Annotated in this window: 14 protein-coding genes; 8 read left to right on the forward strand and 6 right to left on the reverse strand. The window is 68.2% G+C overall.

Annotation, left to right across the window (positions count from 1 at the left end; translation table 11 throughout):
• The first annotated feature begins 51 nt into the window (after nucleotides 1–51).
• Together ACK8HH_RS06765 and ACK8HH_RS06770 are read left to right on the forward strand one after the other, a co-directional pair.
• Nucleotides 52–1,260, forward strand: coding sequence for a L,D-transpeptidase (locus tag ACK8HH_RS06765; RefSeq protein WP_006896545.1), 1,209 nt, complete (start codon nucleotides 52–54; stop codon nucleotides 1,258–1,260).
• A gap of 228 nt (nucleotides 1,261–1,488) precedes the next feature.
• Nucleotides 1,489–2,631: an acyl-CoA dehydrogenase family protein gene (locus ACK8HH_RS06770; RefSeq protein WP_006896546.1), complete on the forward strand. Its 1,143-nt coding sequence runs from the start codon at nucleotides 1,489–1,491 to the stop codon at nucleotides 2,629–2,631.
• Here ACK8HH_RS06770 and ACK8HH_RS06775 read toward each other — a convergent pair.
• The gene (locus ACK8HH_RS06775; protein ID WP_062367577.1) at nucleotides 2,612–4,126 is read right to left on the reverse strand and encodes a pyridoxal phosphate-dependent decarboxylase family protein; all 1,515 of its coding nucleotides are present in this window, start codon (nucleotides 4,124–4,126) and stop codon (nucleotides 2,612–2,614) included. The two genes, ACK8HH_RS06770 and ACK8HH_RS06775, sit on opposite strands and share 20 nt — an antisense overlap.
• The gene (locus tag ACK8HH_RS06780) at nucleotides 4,123–5,463 is read right to left on the reverse strand and encodes an MFS transporter (RefSeq protein ID WP_006896548.1); all 1,341 of its coding nucleotides are present in this window, start codon (nucleotides 5,461–5,463) and stop codon (nucleotides 4,123–4,125) included. Before ACK8HH_RS06780 ends, ACK8HH_RS06775 begins: the two co-directional genes overlap by 4 nt.
• A gap of 170 nt (nucleotides 5,464–5,633) precedes the next feature.
• On the opposite strand from ACK8HH_RS06780, the gene ACK8HH_RS06785 reads away from it, so the two are divergent.
• The 3 genes from ACK8HH_RS06785 to ACK8HH_RS06795 are packed head-to-tail and all read left to right on the forward strand — an operon-like array spanning nucleotide 5,634 to nucleotide 10,853.
• Nucleotides 5,634–7,907, forward strand: coding sequence for a glycerol-3-phosphate 1-O-acyltransferase (locus ACK8HH_RS06785; RefSeq protein ID WP_006896549.1), 2,274 nt, complete (start codon nucleotides 5,634–5,636; stop codon nucleotides 7,905–7,907).
• A complete protein-coding gene (locus ACK8HH_RS06790; protein WP_006896550.1) occupies nucleotides 7,904–9,412 on the forward strand; it encodes an HAD-IB family hydrolase in 1,509 nt (502 codons plus the stop codon). Before ACK8HH_RS06785 ends, ACK8HH_RS06790 begins: the two co-directional genes overlap by 4 nt.
• Nucleotides 9,402–10,853, forward strand: coding sequence for a wax ester/triacylglycerol synthase domain-containing protein (locus ACK8HH_RS06795; RefSeq protein ID WP_372452529.1), 1,452 nt, complete (start codon nucleotides 9,402–9,404; stop codon nucleotides 10,851–10,853). The genes ACK8HH_RS06790 and ACK8HH_RS06795 overlap by 11 nt, the downstream gene beginning before the upstream one ends.
• A 4-nt stretch (nucleotides 10,854–10,857) precedes the next feature.
• Here ACK8HH_RS06795 and ACK8HH_RS06800 read toward each other — a convergent pair whose 3' ends face one another.
• Both ACK8HH_RS06800 and allB read right to left on the reverse strand, forming a co-directional pair.
• The gene (locus tag ACK8HH_RS06800; RefSeq protein ID WP_278126972.1) at nucleotides 10,858–11,568 is read right to left on the reverse strand and encodes a DUF4352 domain-containing protein; all 711 of its coding nucleotides are present in this window, start codon (nucleotides 11,566–11,568) and stop codon (nucleotides 10,858–10,860) included.
• A gap of 213 nt (nucleotides 11,569–11,781) precedes the next feature.
• Nucleotides 11,782–13,173: an allantoinase AllB gene (allB, locus tag ACK8HH_RS06805; RefSeq protein WP_039867516.1), complete on the reverse strand. Its 1,392-nt coding sequence runs from the start codon at nucleotides 13,171–13,173 to the stop codon at nucleotides 11,782–11,784.
• Between the two features lie 245 nt (nucleotides 13,174–13,418).
• On the opposite strand from allB, the gene ACK8HH_RS06810 reads away from it, so the two are divergent.
• Entirely contained in the window at nucleotides 13,419–14,972 is a 1,554-nt protein-coding gene (locus tag ACK8HH_RS06810) for an NCS1 family nucleobase:cation symporter-1 (RefSeq protein ID WP_278126974.1), read from the forward strand.
• Between the two features lie 47 nt (nucleotides 14,973–15,019).
• Nucleotides 15,020–15,742, forward strand: coding sequence for an aspartate/glutamate racemase family protein (locus ACK8HH_RS06815; protein ID WP_006896555.1), 723 nt, complete (start codon nucleotides 15,020–15,022; stop codon nucleotides 15,740–15,742).
• Between the two features lie 89 nt (nucleotides 15,743–15,831).
• On the opposite strand, the gene ACK8HH_RS06820 is transcribed toward ACK8HH_RS06815, so the two are convergent.
• Both ACK8HH_RS06820 and ACK8HH_RS06825 read right to left on the reverse strand, forming a co-directional pair.
• Nucleotides 15,832–16,656, reverse strand: coding sequence for a bifunctional allantoicase/(S)-ureidoglycine aminohydrolase (locus ACK8HH_RS06820; protein ID WP_278126977.1), 825 nt, complete (start codon nucleotides 16,654–16,656; stop codon nucleotides 15,832–15,834).
• Nucleotides 16,657–16,686: 30 nt separating this feature from the next.
• Nucleotides 16,687–17,967 carry a DUF6986 family protein gene (locus ACK8HH_RS06825; protein ID WP_278126978.1) on the reverse strand — a complete coding sequence of 427 codons (1,281 nt, stop codon included), beginning with the start codon at nucleotides 17,965–17,967 and terminating at the stop codon, nucleotides 16,687–16,689.
• Between the two features lie 159 nt (nucleotides 17,968–18,126).
• On the opposite strand from ACK8HH_RS06825, the gene ACK8HH_RS06830 reads away from it, so the two are divergent.
• Nucleotides 18,127–18,903: an IclR family transcriptional regulator gene (locus ACK8HH_RS06830; protein ID WP_278126980.1), complete on the forward strand. Its 777-nt coding sequence runs from the start codon at nucleotides 18,127–18,129 to the stop codon at nucleotides 18,901–18,903.
• The last annotated feature ends 8 nt before the right edge of the window (nucleotides 18,904–18,911 follow it).

Raw genomic sequence — 18,911 nt, forward strand, 5'->3', positions numbered from 1 at the left:
CGGAACAGGCTCCGTCTCTGCGGAGCCCGCTGAATTCTTCTTGGGAGCACAATGCGTTTTCGTCGGATGCGCGGCCGTCGGTTCGGGGCCAAGGTCACTGCCGTTTTTGCCATGCTTGCCGCCATCGCGCTGATCTCGTCCTGTAGCAGCTATGACGGTCAGGTCCACGCGAACGGTGAGTTCGGGGACATGATCAAGCCTGCACTCGCGTTCACCGACGAGTCGGGCAAGCCTCTGCAGAAGGGTGAGGTGGGCGTCCAGCCGGGTGCGCCGATCGTCGTGACCGCGACCGAGGGCACCATCCGCAATGTCAACATCCCGAAGTCGGACGGCACGCCGATCAAGGGCGTGCTGAGCGAGGACGGCACCAAGTGGACCAGTGCCGAGCCGTTCGGATACGACAGGTCGTACACGGTCACCGCGGACGCGATCGGGGTCGGCGGCACCACGACCAGCAAGAGCACCTTCACCACCCGCGCTCCGAACAACGTGACGCAGGCGTACATCAGCCCGCCCGACGGTGAGACCGTCGGTATCGCGCAGACCATCGGTGTGCGTTTCGACGAGGCGATCCCGGACCGCAAGGCGGCCCAGGCCGCCATCAAGATCACCTCGACCCCGAAGGTGGAGGGCGCCTTCTACTGGATCAGCGACCAGGAGGTCCGCTGGCGTCCCGAGCACTTCTGGAAGCCGGGCACCAAGGTGAGCGTGAAGGTCAACACCTTCGGAATCGATCTGGGCGACGGGCTCTTCGGCCAGGAGAACGTCTCGTCGTCGTTCAAGGTCGGCCGCCAGATGGAGTTGTTCGCGGACGACAACACCAAGATGGTCACCGTCAAGCGCGACGGCAAGGTCATCCGGACCATGCCGACTTCGATGGGCAAGGAGAGCGCCCCCACCGACAACGGCATCTACATCATCGGTGACCGTCTCGATCACATCATCATGGACTCCTCGACCTACGGCGTCCCGACGAACTCCGCCGACGGCTACCGCACCCCCGTGGACTACGCGACCCAGATGTCGTACAGCGGTATCTACCTGCACTCGGCTCCGTGGTCGGTGTGGGCGCAGGGCAACACGAACACCAGCCACGGGTGCCTGAACCTCAGCCCGGACGACGCCCTCTGGGTGGTCCGGAACACGTTGCGCGGCGACCCGGTGACGGTGAAGAACACGATCGGGCCCGAACTGCCCGGCACCGACGGTCTCGGCGACTGGAACATCCCCTGGTCGACGTGGTCTAAGGGCAACGCCTGACCTGCATCTCTCGTCCCCGTAAACGCCCGGAACCGCCTGGTTCCGGGCGTTTACGGTTGTGCGCGGGGTGGCCGGAGCGGCGGTCGGCGCCGCCCCGGACGCGACGTTGACATCGAGCGATGTTAAGCTCGCGAGGCACTCAAAATACGGTACGACTGTATAGTCGCCGGTAGGGCTGGGCGGCACGCTCAGCGTCGAACACCGCACTCGAGATAGGTAGCTCAACTCATGGCACGACGTCCTTCGTGGGAGACCGAGGAACTCACCGCGCTGCGCGACATGGCGCGCGCGTTCTGCGAGAAGGAGCTCGCTCCGAACACCGAACGCTTCATCGAGCAGCACCACGTCGACCGCGATCTGTGGCTCAAAGCGGGCGAGGTGGGCCTGCTCTGCATGTCGATCCCGGAGGAGTACGGGGGCGGCGGCGGCACGTTCGCCCACGAGGCGGTCCTGATCGAGGAGCAGGCGCGGGCCGTCGACTCGTCATGGGGCCAGAGCCTGCACAACGGGATCGTCGCGCACTACCTGCTCGCGTACGGCTCCGAGGAGCAGAAGCAGCACTGGTTGCCGAAGATGGCCTCGGGAGAGGTGGTCGGTGCGATCGCCATGACCGAGCCGGGAACGGGATCGGACCTGCAGAACGTCAAGACCAAGGCGATCAAGGACGGTGACGATTACGTCATCGACGGTTCCAAGACCTTCATCACCAACGGCGGCCAGGCCGATCTGGTGATCGTCGTCGCCAAGACCGACACCAACGAGGGCGCCAAGGGCATCTCGCTAATCCTGGTCGAGACCGACCGCGAGGGCTTCAGCCGCGGCCGGATCCTCGACAAGGTCGGCATGCGCGGCCAGGACACGGCCGAGCTGAACTTCTCGGGTGTGCGTGTGCCGCAGTCGAATCTGCTCGGCGACCAGGAGGGGCTGGGCTTCATCCAGCTGATGACGCAGCTTCCGCAGGAGCGCCTGATCATCGGTGTCGCGTCCGTCGCAGGCATGGAGGTCGCCCTGGAGAAGACGCTCGAGTACACCAAGGAGCGCACCGCCTTCGGCCGTCCGATCTACGGCTTCCAGAACACCAAGTTCAAGCTCGCCGAGGTCGCGACCGAAGCACACGTCGCCCGGGTGTTCATCGACGACTGCATCGAGCAGCACCTGCGCGGAGAACTCGACATCCCGACCGTGGCGATGTCGAAGTGGTGGACCACCGAGAAGGCCATGCAGGTCGCCGACACCTGCCTGCAGCTCTTCGGCGGCTACGGCTACATGAACGAGTACCCGATCGCCCGCATGTGGGCCGACAACCGCGTCCAGATGATCTACGGCGGCACCAACGAGATCATGAAGGAGATCATCTCGCGCGCACTGTAGTGCCCGTCCCGGCCGGCGGCGGATTGGTGAAGGCGGCGAGGAACTCGATGAGCATCTTCGCCGTCACCGGTCGGGGGAGGAGGTCGATGGCGGCGATCACGGCGCCGATGTCGAGCGCCTCCTCCGACCGCGCCGGGTCGGAGTGCGGGTCGATCCCCGCTCCGATCAGCACGGCCTCGGTGGCCGCCGAGTCCAGCCCGACGGCGTCCTCGACCGTGACGGCTCCCGACTCGAACGCCGCGGCCAGCTCGCGGAGCGGGCCCGGTGCGTCGATCGGCGGAAGTGCACGAGCCGCGGTCGCGGCGTCGACCATTGCGGCCGACAGCTCGGCGGCCACCGTCCGGGTCACCGGAGTGATCGTCAGGTGGGTGCTCGCGGCGAGTTCGGAGCCGTCGGACTGCCGGTAGCGGGGCTGCGCCTGCAGGGTGAATCCACGCGCGTGGACCTCGTCGGCCCACCGGTGGGGGTCGATCGGCCGCGCCGACGCGTGGTCGGCGGCCACCGCGAAGACCGGACCGAAGGGGTCGCCGACCACCCGGAGCCCGTCGATGGCGCAGATCTGTTCGAGGAGCGCCGTGCGCGCGGCGGCGACGTCGCCGACGAGTCCGGCGAACCCCTCGGGGCCGAGGAACTGGGTGATCGCCCACGCTGCGGCGGTGCCGGTGGCCGATCGCGACCCGAGCAGCGTCGGGTTGACCACCGGATAGCCCGGCCAGTCCGCGGTGGCGAAGTAGCCGGCGCGGTGCCGATCCCGATCGGTGTGCAGCAGGATGGACGCGCCCTTCGGGGCGTAGCCGTATTTGTGGAAGTCGGCGGACAGGCTGGTGACACCGGGCACGGACAGGTCCCACGGATCGGACGGTTCGGGCCACCAGGCGAGTGCGAAGCCGCCGAGACAGGCATCCACGTGCAGCGGCAGCCCGCGTTCGAGCGCCAGCGCGCCGAACTCGGCGATCGGGTCCATCGTTCCGGTCGGATAGTTCGGAGCGGACGCGACCAGCAGGAAGGTCTCGTCGTCGACGTGCGCGGCGACGTCGGCGGCGGACGGTCGAGTGGAGTCGGGATCCACCGGAACTCGTCGTAGATCGACGCCGAGCAGTTCGGCGGCCTTGTCGAAGGCGGCGTGCGCCGTCGACGGTGCGACCACATTTCCGTGCCCGCGCGGGAGCCCGGAGGTCCGGCGGGCCGCGGCGACGGCGAGGAGGCAGCTCTCGGTGCCGCCGGAGGTGACCGTCCCGACGGCGTCGGGGGAGCCGAACGCGCTCCGGGAGAACTCGATCAGATCGCGTTCCATCGCGGCGACCGATCCGAAGACCGTGGGATCGAGTCCGTTCACCGGACGGACGAGCTCGGCTGCGTCCGCGGCCAGCCGGTCGAGGACGCCCAGCCCGCTGTCGTACACGTAGGAGAGGATCCGGCCGCCGTGGGTCGGCGCGTCGGATTCGCGCAGTCGGCGCAGTCTGGCCAGTACCTCGTCCGGGTCGCGGCTCGTCACGGGTGTCTCCTCTCGTAGCGGGTCAGCAGCACCAGACTCAGCGTCACCAGGACTGCGGGCAGCACCGAGAATCCCGCGGTGATGCCGATGATCGCGCTGCGCGGCTGATCGGCGACCGTGTCGGCCGTCGACGAGACGAACCCGGTGGCCGCGAGCACCAGCAGGTACAGACCCGGTCCCACGGCCATGCCCAGCGTTTCGCCCGCGGTCCAGAGGCCGGACAGGGCGCCGCCCTGCTCGCGGCCGGTGCGCGCGGAGTATTCGTCGATCACGTCGGGAAGCATCGCGAGCGGAAAGGTCTGCATGCCGGCGTAGCCGACGCCGGTGATCGCCAGGACTCCGAAGACCCACGCCCCCGGCGCCGCGATCGCGAAAGCGAGGATCACGTCCGCGAGCAGGAACAACGCCGACGCCGCGTACAGACCGCGCAGCTTCCCGAAACGTCGTCCCACACGGACCCACAGCGGCATCACCAGCAGCGCCGGTGCCACGAGCGCGACGAACAGCGGGGTCAGCGCGGCGGAGCTGTCGAGGACGTAGGTCGCCAGATACTGCGCTCCGGCGAGCATCACCGCGCTCGCGAGCGCCTGAATCACGAAGACCGACAACAGGACCCGATAGTGGTGATGATCGCGGACGGCCCGGAACGCCGCGGCTCCGCCCACCGCGTGCGTCGCGGTCCGCGCCCGGATCGGCGCCCGACGGCCCGCGGCGCCGGCGACCGCTGTCGAGACGGCCATGCCTCCCGCGATCACGGCCACGGACACCGCAGCCATCACCGCGTAACCGGCGGCGCCGCCCCCGAGCGCATCGCGGACCGCGGGAGCGCCCGCGCCGATCAACAGGATCGCCAGCGCGAGAACCGCGATCCGCGCCGAGATCAGACGTGTGCGCGCGTGATAGTCGGGCGTCAGATCGGTGGGCAGCGCGATGTACGGGACCTGAAAGCAGGCGTAGGCCACGGCAGCGGTGGTGAAGAAGACGAGCACCCACAGTGCGGCCACCGCGGGCGGCGCGGCCGTCGGTGCGGCGAAGGTGAGGATGAACGTCGGCACGATCGCGAGGGTGCCGATCCACATCAACCGCGTGCGGGATCCGGTGGCGGCGAACGCGGTGTCGTTGCGAGCGCCGATCAGCGGGTTCACCAGGACGTCGACGATCTTGGGGATCACCACGATCGCCGAGGCGAGCAGGGCGCCGACCGCGAGAGTGTCCGTGAGGTAGTACGCCAGCACCAGTCCGGGCAGCACGCCGAAGCCACCGGTTCCCAGACTGCCGGCCGCGAAGCCCGCGGTGACCCGGCGTGACACCGGCGGCGCGGAGGTCGAAACACTCACACGATCGAGTAGATCAGACGATCAAGACCGGCGGGAGTGTTTGGTGCCGGCTCGACCGGAATACCGAACGGCATCGAATACCGCCCCGGACCGATCCGCGATCGGCGACAATTCAGTTCCCGCCGGAACTCAGCCGTGTCCGGGGGCAGATCGTCGGACGAGGAGATTCGGTGAGCGCGATCGTACTGGCGCAGGTGCGGACCGGAGTGGAGCAGGAGATCCTCGACGAGTGGGCGGCGAAGCATCATCCGGGTGTCGGCGTGGTCAGGCTCGAGGACGTCGACGTGGCCGCTCTCGATCCGGACACCACCCTGATTCCGGCGCGCGTGGTGTGGTTGCCGCCGGTGCGTCGCGGTGAACGCAAGGTCGCGTTGGCCGACGCGATCGTGCTCTCGAATCCGCGGCGCCCACCGGCCTTCCGGCAGGCGGCCATCCGCAGGCACGGACCGGATCGGGTCCGCGTGGTGCAGGGCGTCCCCGCCACAGTGGCCGAACTCGGCGCTCGCTACGACGAGCGGCAGGCCGAGGGGACGTCGTTCGCAGGCTTCGTCGGCATGCAGGCCGCGATCTCGGCCGAGCGCGCGGAACTCGAACTCGTCGGAACCCGGTACAAGGTGCCGCGACTGGTGGCCGAGCAGATCAGCTCGTCGGCCAGATTCCAGGCCGCGGCCGCCGAACTCGCGGCCGAACTCGGGCGGTCCGCCGCATCCGTGGCGCAGGAGGCCACCGACAAGATGAGCGCCTTCGTCGCAACCCAGAGCAGACTGGTCCGCGACGTCTTCACCTCCACTTTCAGCGGACTTTACGAGCGCGCATGGTCGGTGTCGGCGGATCTGGACACCCTCGGACGTCTGCGCTCGGTCAACAAGTCGAGTTCGCTGGTGTTCCTGCCCTCGCACCGGTCGTACGTCGACTCGCTGATCCTGGCCAGTGTGCTGCATCAGCACGACTTTCCGCCGAACCTCGTGCTCGGGGGTGAGAACCTGGCGTTCTGGCCGATGGGACCGATCGCCCGCCGCGCGGGCACCGTGTTCATCCGGCGCAAGTTCGGCGCCGACCCGGTCTACAAGCTGGCGATGCGCTCGTACCTCTCCTTCATCGTCGAGAAGCGCTTCAATCTGGAGTGGTACATCGAGGGCGGCCGAAGCCGGACCGGCAAGCTGCGGCCGCCGATGCTCGGTCTGCTCGCCTACGTCGCGGACGCTGTGGAGGCGCTCGACGCCGCGGACGTGGTGGTGGTGCCGACCTCGATCGTCTACGACCAGCTTCCGGAGATCGCCGCCATGGCGAAGGAGTCGGCCGGGGGCACCAAGAGTCCCGAGGACCTCAAGTGGCTGCTCAAGTACGCTCGCGCCCAGCGGACGTATCGCGGCGAGGCCCGCGTCCGGTTCGGTGAACCGTTCTCGCTCCGCGAAGCGCTGGCCGAGGCGGGGACCGGGCGGGCACGCCTGGAGAAGGTCGCGTTCAAGGTCATGGACGAGATCAACGCCGCGACTCCGATCTCGGCGACGTCTCTGGCCGGGTTCGCATTGCTCGGCGCCGCGGACCGGGCGTACACGGCGCGGGAGATCGAGGTGATTCTGGCGCCGTTGCTGACCTACATCGACACCCGCGGCCTGCCCGGCCCCGACCCGTCGCTGTGCCGCGGGCTCGGGCTGCTCACCACGCTCCGCGAACTCACCGACGCCGGTGTCCTCGAGACCTTCGACGGCGGCCCGGAGCAGGTGTGGTCCATCGCCCCCGACAATCATGCGGTCGCCGCCTACTACCGCAACGGCGCGCTGCACCACTTCGTCGGCCGGGCGATCGTCGAACTGGGGATGCTCGCCGTGTCGGCGGGCGACGTGGTGGAGGGAGGCCCGGCGCCCGACGCGCAGGCCGGCGCCGACGAGGGGCTGCTCGCTCCCGCGCAGCAGGAGGTGCTCCGCATCCGCGATCTGCTCAAGTTCGAGTTCTTCTTCCCCGCCAAGCAGGAGTTCCTCCATCGGCTCGGAGCCGAGATGGATCTGCTCGCTCCCGGTTGGCGGACCGACCGGCGGACCAAGGAATGGGTGCATGCGGCGCTGCTGGCGAGCGCGGGGCAACTGTTCGCCCGCCGCACGCTGCAGACCTTCTTCGACGCGCAGCTGGTGGTGGCGACCCGGCTGGTCGCCCTCGGATCCGAGGAACTCGACAAGGAGGAGGTGTTGACCGAGTGTCTCGGCCTGGGCCGCCAGTTGTCGTTGCAGGGCGTGGTGCACAGCAAGGACTCGGTGTCCCGGGAACTGTACGACGGCGCGTACCGGCTGGCCGACAACCGCGGCGCGGTGCACGGTGATTCGGCGAGCGAGGTGGCCTCCCGCCGCAGAGCCTGGCTCGACGAGGTGGAGGAGATGCGGTGCAGGCTCGCCCGGATCGCCGAGATCGAAGCGGCGCAGGCCGCAGCGCGGGAGGCGGACGCATGAGTGCGCTGGCGGAGCGGCTGCGGGCGATCCGGTCCGCGCCCGAGGGCGGGCGGGTCTGTGCCTTCTTCGACTACGACGGAACGCTGATCGAGGGGTTCTCGGCCACGGCGATCCTGCGGGCGCGTCTGCGCAGCCTCGAGTTCACGCCCGGCGAACTCCTCGACGGACTGATGATCGCCCTGCGCGGCTGCTCGTCGGAGCAGGACTTCGCCGAGGTGCTCGAAGCCACGCGGCCGGCGTTCGCAGGCAAGACCTACGCCGAGTTGCTGGCGATGGGCGAGCGGCTGTTCAAAGAGGACACGGCCTCCAAGCTGCGGCCGCAGATGTGGCAGATCATTCGCGCGCACCGGTCCAAGGGACACCGCATCGTGATCGCGTCCTCGGCCACGCGCTTTCAGATCGAGCCCATCGCCCGGCAGATCGATGCCGACGACGCGCTCGCGACCGACGTCGAGGTGATCGATGGGATCGCGACCGGCAAGATCCTCGGCAGACCGCTGTGGGGCCCCGGCAAGGCCGCCGCGGTGCGGCGTCTGGCCGCCGAGCACGATCTGGACCTGGCGTCGTCGTTCGCCTACAGCGACGGAAACGAGGATGTGCCCTATCTGGAGGCGGTAGGACATCCGGCGGCGGTGTCGCCCCAGCGGGGGCTGCGGGCGGTCGCCGAATCGCGTGGCTGGCCGATCCTGGAACTGCGGAATCCGTCGCACAACAGGCTCGGCATGCTCGCCCGCACCAGTGCCTTCTACGGCTCGTTTCTCGGAGGCGCCGCCGTCGGATTCGCCAGGGGAGTGCTCAGCGACGACGGCACGCAGGTGATGCAGAAGGCTGTCTCGTCGGGGATCGACACCGGTTTCGCACTCGCCGGGGTCCGGGTGGACGTCCTCGACGGAGGCGGCTATCTGCAGTCGGCTCGACCGTGCGTCTTCGTGTTCAACCACCAGTCCAAGCTCGATCTCCCGGTGATGATCCATCTCATCCGCGGCCAGGCCACGGGGGTGGCGAAGAAGGAGATCCGCGACCTGCCGCTGTTCGGCAGAATCCTGGAGGTCGGGGGTGTGGCGTTCATCGACCGCGCCGACGCCGGCCGGGCGATCGAACAGTTGGAACCGGTGGTCCGGAAGGTGGTCGACGAGGGGTTCTCGCTCGTCGTGGCCCCGGAGGGGACGAGGTCGGCGACGCCGCGGATCGGTGAGTTCAAGAAGGGACCGTTCCACATCGCCATGCAGGCCGGCGTGCCGGTGGTGCCGGTGGTCTTGCGCAACGCGGGCGAGCTGATGTGGCGCGGAGCGCAGTTGATCAAACCCGGCACGGTCGAGGTCCGAGTGCTGCCGCCGGTGGACACCTCCTCGTGGGTGCCCGAGAAGGTCGGCGAGTACGCGAGCCAGGTGCGACAGCAGTTCCTGGACGCGCTGGCCGACTGGCCGGTCACCGCGTTCGACGACGGCCGGATGACCAGGACGATGGGAGTCTTCGAGTGGCAGGAGTCCGAAGGTGACGAGTGATTCCGGCGCACCGCGCGAGCCGGTGGTGGACCGGCCTCTTGCATGGGGCACCGAACCGGAGATGAGTGCGGTCGACACGGTCATGTGGCGCGGCGACGCCGACCGCCGGTTGCGGTCGACGATCTCGATGCTCGAGGTCTACGACTGTGAACCGGATTGGGATCGGCTCGTGGCGGCGCACGACTGGGGAAGCCGGATGGCGCCGCGGTTCCGTCAGCGAGTGATCGAATCGCCGCTGCGCACCGGCACCCCGAGTTGGGAGGTGGACCCCGACTTCGACTTGCACTACCACCTGCGGCGCGTCCGGGTGGCCGGCGACGGATCGATGCGCGAGGTCCTCACCCTCTGCGAACAGCTCGCGATGACACCGCTCGACTCGGCTCGACCGCCGTGGGAGGGCTACCTCATCGACGGGCTGGCCGACGGCAAGACCGCGTACTTCTTCAAGGCGCATCATGCTCTCACCGACGGACTCGGTGCGATTCTCGTTCTCGCGCAACTGCATTCCACCAGCCGCGAGCCGATACCGGGCAAGCCGCAGCCGCCCGCCCCCGCACCCGGGGATCTGTCGTCTCTCGACGTGCTGAGCCGCCAGATCGGGGAGGAGATCCGCCGGCTGCCGAAACTGGCCGGACTCGCCGTCGCCGGAGTCCGGGCGATCGGTGATCCCAAGCGGACCCTGCGCCGCGTGCTTCGGTACGGCCGATCGGTTCCGCGAGTCGCCGGAATGATCAGTCCGCCCGGATCACCGCTGCTGGCGGCTCGCAGCCTCTCGTGGCGGTTCAGTGCGTTCGAGGTGGACTTCGCCGCGCTGCGCGCCGTGAGTTCGGCGACCGGCGCGTCGATCAACGACGTCTACCTCGGCGGCCTGATCGGCGGCTTCCGGCGGTACCACGAGAGGATGGGGACAGTGGTCGACACGATTCCCGTCGCGATCCCCATCTCGGTCCGTGAACCCGGCGATCCCGATGGCGGAAACCGGATCGCTGTCGGGCGGCTCGCGGGACCGATCGGGATCGACGACCCGTTCGAGCGTGTGCTGACCATCCGGGAGCAGGTCCGCGCGGCGCGCGCCGAGCCCGCGGTCGACATCCTCAACACCATCGGGCCGGTGGCGGCTTGGCTGCCCGGCCCGCTGCTGGCGCAGTTCAGCGGCACCACGTCGCAGAACGATCTGCAGGCCAGCAATGTGCCGGGGATTCCGTGGGAGACGTTCGTCGCCGGCGCCCGTGTGGAGCGGATGTTCCCCTTCGGCCCGCTGCCCGGCTGCGCGGTGATGGCCACGATGATCACGCACAACGGCACGGCGTGCCTCGGCCTGAACTTCGACGCCGCCGCCGTCACCGAGCCGGAATTGTTCGCCGAGTGCCTCGTCGACGGCTTCAACGAGGTGCTGGACCTGGGCGATGACCCGGGTGACCGCCTGAAGCGTGTGGTGTAGGCGGTTAGGCCAGATCCACCGAGGCTCCATTCGAGAACATCGAATCGTGCAGTTCCACGGCTGCGGGAACAGCGCCCTTCGGCATATCGAATACGAGCTTGACGTCGACTGCGTTGCCCGGGTTGATGTTGTCCCAGACGGTGATGTCCGACCCGCCGAGCGCGATCTGCGCTGTCGTGTCGGGCTCGAATGTCCGGTCTTCGGAGTCGGTCAGCTTCTGGGCGGTCGGAGAGAAGGACTGGGGCTTCTTCCCGATGTTCTTCACTGTGACCGACAGGATGACGAACTGCCCTTGAGCCTGCTCGGTGAGGTAGGGATTGTCACCCACAGAGGGCACGCCCTTCTCGACACCGGTGACAGTGAACTCGAACTTGCCATCCCGGACGGGAGTGTTGAGCCCCGCGTCCTTCGGCTTCTTGTCAGACTTCTCGTACGTTTCATCGTCTGGGACAGCGGTCGCTGTGTCGGCTCGCTGGGAAACGGTCGCCGCGCTCTTCGCAGTCTTGTCAGTGGACTTGTCGTCGTCGCCGCCGCTCATCGCCGCCGCGATGATCACCACTACGACGACGATGCCGACGATCCATGGCCACTTCTTGCGCTGCTTGGCCGGCGGCACGGGCGGTTGCATCCCTTGGCCGACGGGTGGATGGCCATACTGTGGATGGCCATACTGCGGGTAGGGGCCATTCGGTGGAAGGGGTGGCTGATTGGTCATCGTGCTCCTGAATGTGCGTGTGCGCAATGCGCGGAAACCGTACGAATCTTAGGAGTCGGCAATGTCTTGTTCGGGGATATCAGCGAGCCCGGTGGACGATTAGACCGATCAGCCGACAAGCGTTTGGAAGTTCGCTGTGCCACAACGCACTTCGCCGGCGAGGTGGTGCCTCGCCGGCGAAGTCGTTTTCCGTTGTCTGACCAGGTGATGGGATCAGACGTCTCCGCGGCGCAGCATCCGGCCGCGGGGGTTCTCGAAGTCGACTTTCTGACCGCGAAGCCAGGTGCCCGTGACGACGCCGGCCAGGGCGCGGCCGTCGTACGGACTGATCGGGTTCTTGTGATGCAGGTTGCGGACGTCGACCACCTGCGCCGAATCGGGCTCGAAGATCGCGAAGTCGGCGTCGCAGCCGAGGGCGATGCGGCCCTTGTTGGTCAGCCCGGCCAGAGCCGCGGGCTTGGCCGACATCCATTCCATCACCTGCGGCAGGCCGATGCCGCGGCGCTTGGCCTCGGTCCAGATCAGCGACAGTCCCAGTTGCAGTGATGCGACGCCGCCCCAGGCGACGCCGAAGTCGCCGCCCTCGACGTCTTTGAGGTCGACCGTCGACGGCGAGTGGTCGGACACGATGCAGTCGATGGTGCCGTCGAGCAGCCCCTGCCAGAGCAGTTCTCGGTTCGACGCCTCGCGGATCGGCGGACAGCATTTGTACGCGGTGGCGCCGTTGGGGATCTCCTCGGCGAGCAGCGTCAGGTAGTGCGGACACGTCTCGACGGTGAGCTTGACGCCGTCGCGGCGCGCCGAGGCGATCATCGGCAGTGCGTCCGAGGACGACAGGTGCAGGATGTGCGCGCGGGCGCCGGTCCAGCGGGCGCGCTCGATCACCTCGGCGACCGCCACGTTCTCTGCGCCGCGCGGGCGGGAGGCCAGGAAGTTCGCATACTGGTTGCCCTCCGCGGTGGGCGCGTGGTCGATCGCCCGCGAGTCCTCGGCGTGAACGATCATCAGGGAGTCGTACTTCGCCAGCTCCGCCATATCCGCTTCCATCTCGTCGGCGGTGAGATGCGGGAACTCGTCGACGCCGGAGTGCAGCAGGAAGCACTTGAAGCCGAAGACGCCCTCGTCGTGCAGCCCGCGGAGGTCGCCCTCGTTGCCGGGAATGGCGCCGCCCCAGAAGCCGACGTCGATGTAGGTCTTGCCCGCGGCTGCCCGCCGCTTGATGTTGAGCGCCTCGACCGTGACGGTGGACGGAATCGAGTTCAGCGGCATGTCGATCAGCGTGGTGACGCCGCCTGCGGCCGCCGCCTTGGTGGCGGACTCGAAGCCCTCCCATTCGGTGCGACCCGGCTCGTTCACGTGCACGTGGGTGTCGACCAGCCCCGGAATCATCACTTGATTCGACGCGAGTTCGATGACCTCGGCACCCTGCAGGCCGCTGCCGAGCGGCTCGATCGCGGTGACGCGGCCGTCGCGGATGCCGATCTCGCGGGCCACGATCCCCGCCGTCGTCAACATCTGCTCGCCGCGCAGGACCAGATCGAACGCGGTCGCGGGCTCGGCGGACACGGACTGCGCCGTCTCGTTGCTCTCCGGGCTGGTACTCATGTGCGGCTGCTCCTCCACGTGGTCGCCGGACAGATCTGTCGAGGAGAGAATACCGCAGAGTAATTCCTCATGGTGGAATCACATCGTCGTTTTTTGGAACGGTGCCCAGCGGGCGTGCGACGTGCTCGGGGGTTGACATCTGACCGAGCGGTAGGCGTAAATATTCAAAACCACGGAATCTTAATTCCACACAGTGGAATCAGCGGTTGGCGGCAAGGTCCTCCGCGACGAGTGAAAGTCCTGCCATGAGCACCGAATCATCCGGAGTGATCGAGGACGCCGGCCCCGCCTGCCGCACTGAGTCCGCGGTGTCGTTCGACGACGTCGCCGTGCGGACCGAGCAGGGACTGCCGGAATGCGTGAGTCCCGCCCTCTACAACGCCGATCTGGCTCCGACCAAGCGGGCCGGACGACGATGGAGCGCGTACAACATCTTCACGCTGTGGGCCAACGACGTGCACAGCCTCGGCAACTACGCGTTCGCGATCGGCCTGTTCGCGCTCGGCCTGGGCGGATGGCAGATCCTGCTGGCCCTCGGCCTCGGCGGACTGTTCCTGTTCCTGCTCCTGAATCTCTCGGGATTCATGGGCGAGAAGACCGGCGTCCCGTTCCCGGTGATGAGCCGGATCTCGTTCGGCATCCGTGGTGCGCAGATCCCCGCCCTCATCCGCGGCGCCGTCGCCATCGCCTGGTTCGGCATCCAGACCTTCCTCGCGTCGGTGGTGCTGCGCATCCTGATCGTCGCGCTGATCCCGTCGGCCCAGAACCTCGATGCGAACAGGTTCCTCGGACTCTCCACCCTCGGCTGGATCTCGTTCGTCTCGCTGTGGGTGATCCAGCTGGTGATCGTCAGCTACGGCATGGAGATGATTCGCCGGTACGAGGCCTTCGCCGGACCCGTCATTCTCATCACCATGATCGCGCTGGCCGTCTGGATGCTCGGCCAGGCCGACTGGGCCATCGCGTGGACGACGCCGGACTCGCTCACCGGCGGTGAGATGTGGGCCAAGATCGTCGGCGGCGCCAGCCTCTGGGTGGCGATCTACGGCACGTTCGTCCTCAACTTCTGCGACTTCACCCGCAACGCGAAGTCGAAGGGCTCCATCGTGCGGGGCAACTTCTTCGGCATTCCGCTGAACATGCTGCTCTTCGGCGGCATCGTCATCACCCTCGCCGGCGCGCAGTTCCGGATCGACGGCCGGGTCATCGAATCGCCGGCCGACATCGTCCAGGCCGTGCCGAACACGTTCCTGCTGGTGCTCGCCTGCCTCGCGCTGCTGATCCTGACGGTCGCGGTCAACATGATGGCGAACTTCGTCGCACCGATCTACGCGCTGAGCAATCTGTTCCCCAAGACGCTGAACTTTCAGCGCGCGGCGCTGGTCTCCGCGGTCATCGGTCTGGTGATCCTGCCGTGGAACCTCTACAACTCGCCCGCGGTCATCAATTACTTCCTCGGCGGACTCGGTGCCCTGCTCGGCCCGCTGTTCGGCATCGTGATGGCCGACTACTGGCTGGTCCGGCGATCGCGGGTCAATGTTCCCGAGTTGTTCACGGAGGACCCCGACGGCGCCTACCACTACCGGGGCGGCGTCAACCCCCGCGCGGTGATCGCACTGATCCCGACGGCGGCGTTCGCTCTCGTCCTGGCTTTCGTGCCGGCCTTCGAAGTGGTCTCGGAGTACTCGTGGTTCATCGGGGCCGCCGTCGGTGCGATCCTCTATCTGCTCGTCGCCGATCGCAAGGGACCGTTCGCCGACGTCTCCGGCGAGGCCATCGCCGTCGCCAGCACGCACTGACGTCCGGCACGCCCCATTCCCGTCCATTCCCCCGAAGGAGCGAATCCGTGCGGATCCTCGTCGCCAACGTCAACACCACGCAGTCCATGACCGACGCGATCGCGGAGTCGGCCCGGGCCGTCGCCGCGCCCGGGACCGAGATCGTCGGCGTCACTCCGCGCTTCGGCGCGGACTCCTGCGAGGGCAACTTCGAGTCGTACCTCGCCGCTATCGCCGTCATGGATGCGATCACGTCCTATCCCGAGCCCTTCGACGCCGTCGTCCAGGCCGGCTACGGCGAACACGGCCGAGAGGGACTCCAGGAATTGCTCGACGTGCCCGTCGTCGACATCACCGAGGCGGCCGCCTCGACGGCCATGTACCTCGGTCACAAGTACTCGGTCGTCACGACGCTCGACCGCACCGTTCCGCTGATCGAGGACCGACTGCGCCTCGCCGGTCTCGCGACGCGCTGCGCGTCGGTGCGGGCGTCCGGCCTCGGCGTCCTCGAATTGGAGTCCGACCCGGAGCGTGCCGTGGAGGCGATCGTCGCGCAGGCGCGCGAAGCGGTCGAGCGCGATCACGCCGAGGTGATCTGCCTCGGCTGCGGCGGAATGGCCGAGCTCGAGGAGAAGGTCAGGGCCGCGACCGGCGTTCCCATCGTCGACGGCGTGCGTTCGGCGGTCACCGTCGCCGAGGGGCTCGTTCGCATGGGGCTGTCGACCTCCAAGGTGCGCACGTACGCACCGCCGCGTGAGAAGAAGGTCGTGGGCTGGCCGTTCCAGATCTGATCCGCCGACCACCGAAGCATGGAACCGCCCGGCACGCGGTGGGGGAGCACGCGTACCGGGCGGAGTGCGGGGAGACGATCTGCCTGAAGTCAGAGCAGGATCTGGCGGTTGACGTCCTTGTAGAGCAGATACCGGAAGTTCGACGGCCCACCGGCGTAGCAGGCCTGCGGGCAGAACGCGCGCAGGGAGAGGTAGTCGCCCTCCTGCACCTCCACCCAGTCGCCGTTGAGGTGGTAGACCGCCTTGCCTTCCAGCATCAGGAGTCCGTGCTCCATGACGTGCGTCTCGGCGAAGGGGATCGTGGCGCCGGGCTCGAAGGTCACGACGTTGACATGCATGTCGTAGGCGAGGTCCTGCGGATCGAGCATGCGGGTGGTGCGCCATTTGCCGTCGGTGCCGGGCATCGCGGACGGTTCGATGTCCCGCTCGTTCCCGAAGCGGACCGACGGCGCATGGCCGTCGACGGGCTGATAACGCTTGCGGATCCAGACGAAGGTCGCGTCGGCGTCGGCGTCGTTGCGTGCCGACCACGCCGTGCCCGCGGGGAGGTAGGCGAACCCGCCCTCGGTGAGCGTCTGCGCATGTCCGCCGGCGACCACCGACAGCGCGCCGGAGGTGACGAACAGGAAACCCTCCACCTCGGGCTGCGGCTCGGGCCGGTCGGCGCCTCCACCGGGCTGGACCTCCATGATGGCCTGGAAGAACGTGGTGGAACCGCCGGCGACCGGCCGATTCAGGATCCAGCCGCGCGTGCGGGTCCACTCGGGGAAGACCGACGTGACGATGTCGGAGAGGACACCGCGGGGGATCACCGTGTACGCCTCGGTGACCACGGCCCGATCCGTGAGCAGCGCGGTCTGCGGCGGCAGGCCGCCGCGGGGAGTGTAGTACGACGCTTTCTGCGGTGGGGTCACGACGTCTCCTCTGTGGGGTGTGAGTTCGGTTCAGGCGAGCGGAGTGGTGATGCGACCGAGGGCGACGGCCCGGACCGTCTCCATCGGGAGGTCGGTGGCGGCTTCCACATCGTCGGCGGGGAGTGCGCCGCAGACGGCGCCGCGGTCGATGAAACCGGCGAGTGCGCGGGCCGTGGCCGGCTCGTCGAGAATCCCGGAGTCGATGCGGTGCATGTAGTTCCGCAGACGCGCGGCGGCGGGAGCGAAGCCGTCGCGGTAGAAGGCGTAGGTGGCCAGGAAACGGGTCACGAGCTGGTTCGGGTGCAGATCCCACCCCTGGTAGATGCCGCGCTCCAGGTGGCGGCGGACGAGTCGGGCGTGCAGCCGCCAGGCCGCCGCCCGCTCCCGGTCGTCGCCGACGGGCAGGACGTTGGTGGAACCGTCGGACAGGTGAACGCCGGTGCCGGCGACGGCCAGCTGCATGACGTTCTTGGCGTGGTCGGCCGCCGGGTGCTCCATCGATTGGTACGCCGCCGCGATGCCGAGCGACGCCGAGTAGTCGTAGGTGCCGTAGTGCAGTGAGCTGACCCGTCCGTCGCCCGCATGGATCAGCCTCGCCACCGGAGCCGTGCCGTCGGGGCCCAGGACGGCCTGCGGCGTCTCCACCTGGACCTCGAACCGGATGCGCCGGGACGGGAGGCCGTGCGCCTGTTCCAGCGCTGCCGCGACCTGGACCATCGCCTCCACCTGGTCCACCGAGGTGACCTTCGGAAGCGTGAGGGTGAGGCCGTCGGGCAGCGGCCCTCCGGCCGCCAAGGCGCCGATGAAGGCGTCGAGCGTGCGCAGCCCGCGGCGCCGGACGGGAGCCTCGAAGCATTTGAAGCGGATGCCGATGAACGGCGGGAGCGCGTCGGAGTCGATCGCGGAGCGCACCGCTGCGGCGGCGGATGCGACGTCGGCGTCCTCGGCGGCGTCACCGCGGTCGCCGTATCCGTCCTCGAAGTCGAGACGGAGGTCCTCGATGGGTTCGGACCTCAGTTTGGCCGCGACGAGATCGGCGAGCCGTTCCGGCGTGGACTCGGGCGCGGCGCCGAGTCCGATCATCGCCGCGACCGCGTCGAGGCCGCCGGCCGCGCGCGCGGCGTCCAGTGCGGCGGCGCCCCACTGTCGCGGGAGTTCGGGTGTGTAGCGGTCGGCGGGAACGTACACGGTGTGGACCGGCTGGCGTCGACCGTCGTCGCCGGGGTAGCGGCGTGCCAGGTCCTCGTCCGCCTCCGACAATCGGCTGTCGACGTCGGCCAGAAAGGAATCGCTGAGATAGCCGCTGCTCATTCACCCTCCCTTTCAGTCGAATACGGAATTGCAATTCCGCATTGTGGAGTCTAGTGCGAATTGTGCACTTCACACAAGCGGACACGGATTGTGGAGACGCTTTGTGTTCCGCATGGTGGAAGATAGAGTTCTGGTGTCCCAGACCTGAGGAGCGAGACGGTGGCCGCAGCGGCAAGCGAGAGCAAGACGGGCGGCGTGCAGTCCGTCGAGCGCGCATTCGAATTGATGGAGTTGATCGGCCGAGCCGGCGGCGAGTGCTCGCTCAGCCACCTCTCCGGCGAGTCGCCGCTGCCTCCGCCGACCATCCACCGGCTGCTTCGCACGCTCGTCGGCATCGGATACGTCCGGCAGCTGCCGAACAAGCGGTACGCGCTCGGACCTCGACTGATCCGCTTGGGCGAGGTCGCCAACCGGCAGCTCGGCGCGGTCGCGGATCCGGTACTGGAGGCGCTGGTGGCCGAGCTGTCGGAGACCGCGAGCCTCGCGGTCCTCGACGGAGACATGGTCATCTACACCGCCCAGGTGCCGTCGCCGCACACCATGCGCACCAACAACGAGGTCGGACGACGGGTCAACTTGCACAATTCCGGGGTCGGCAAGGCGATTCTGGCAGAGCTCGACGACGCCCGGATCCTCAAGCTCGTGTCGCAGGCGGGCATGCCCGCGACCACGAAATACAGCGTCACCTCCCTCTCCGGCGTCTTCGCGGAGGTGGAACGGGTGCGCTCGAACGGCTACTCGGTGGACGAACAGGAGCAGGAACTCGGCGTCCGCTGCGTCGCGATGGCGGTTCCCGGGGCGCCGACCCCGATGGCCGTCGGGATCTCCGGTCCGACGTCGCGGATGGACGATGAACTGCAGGAGCGGGCGATCCTCGCGCTCCGGCGGGCCACCGGCGTGATCTCGGAGGCGTTGATCGGCGCCAGGGAGGCCTGAGCGACGCG

It is taken from the genome of Gordonia sp. LUNF6 (genome assembly GCF_047041125.1).
Classification (GTDB): Bacteria; Actinomycetota; Actinomycetes; order Mycobacteriales; family Mycobacteriaceae; genus Gordonia; species Gordonia sihwensis.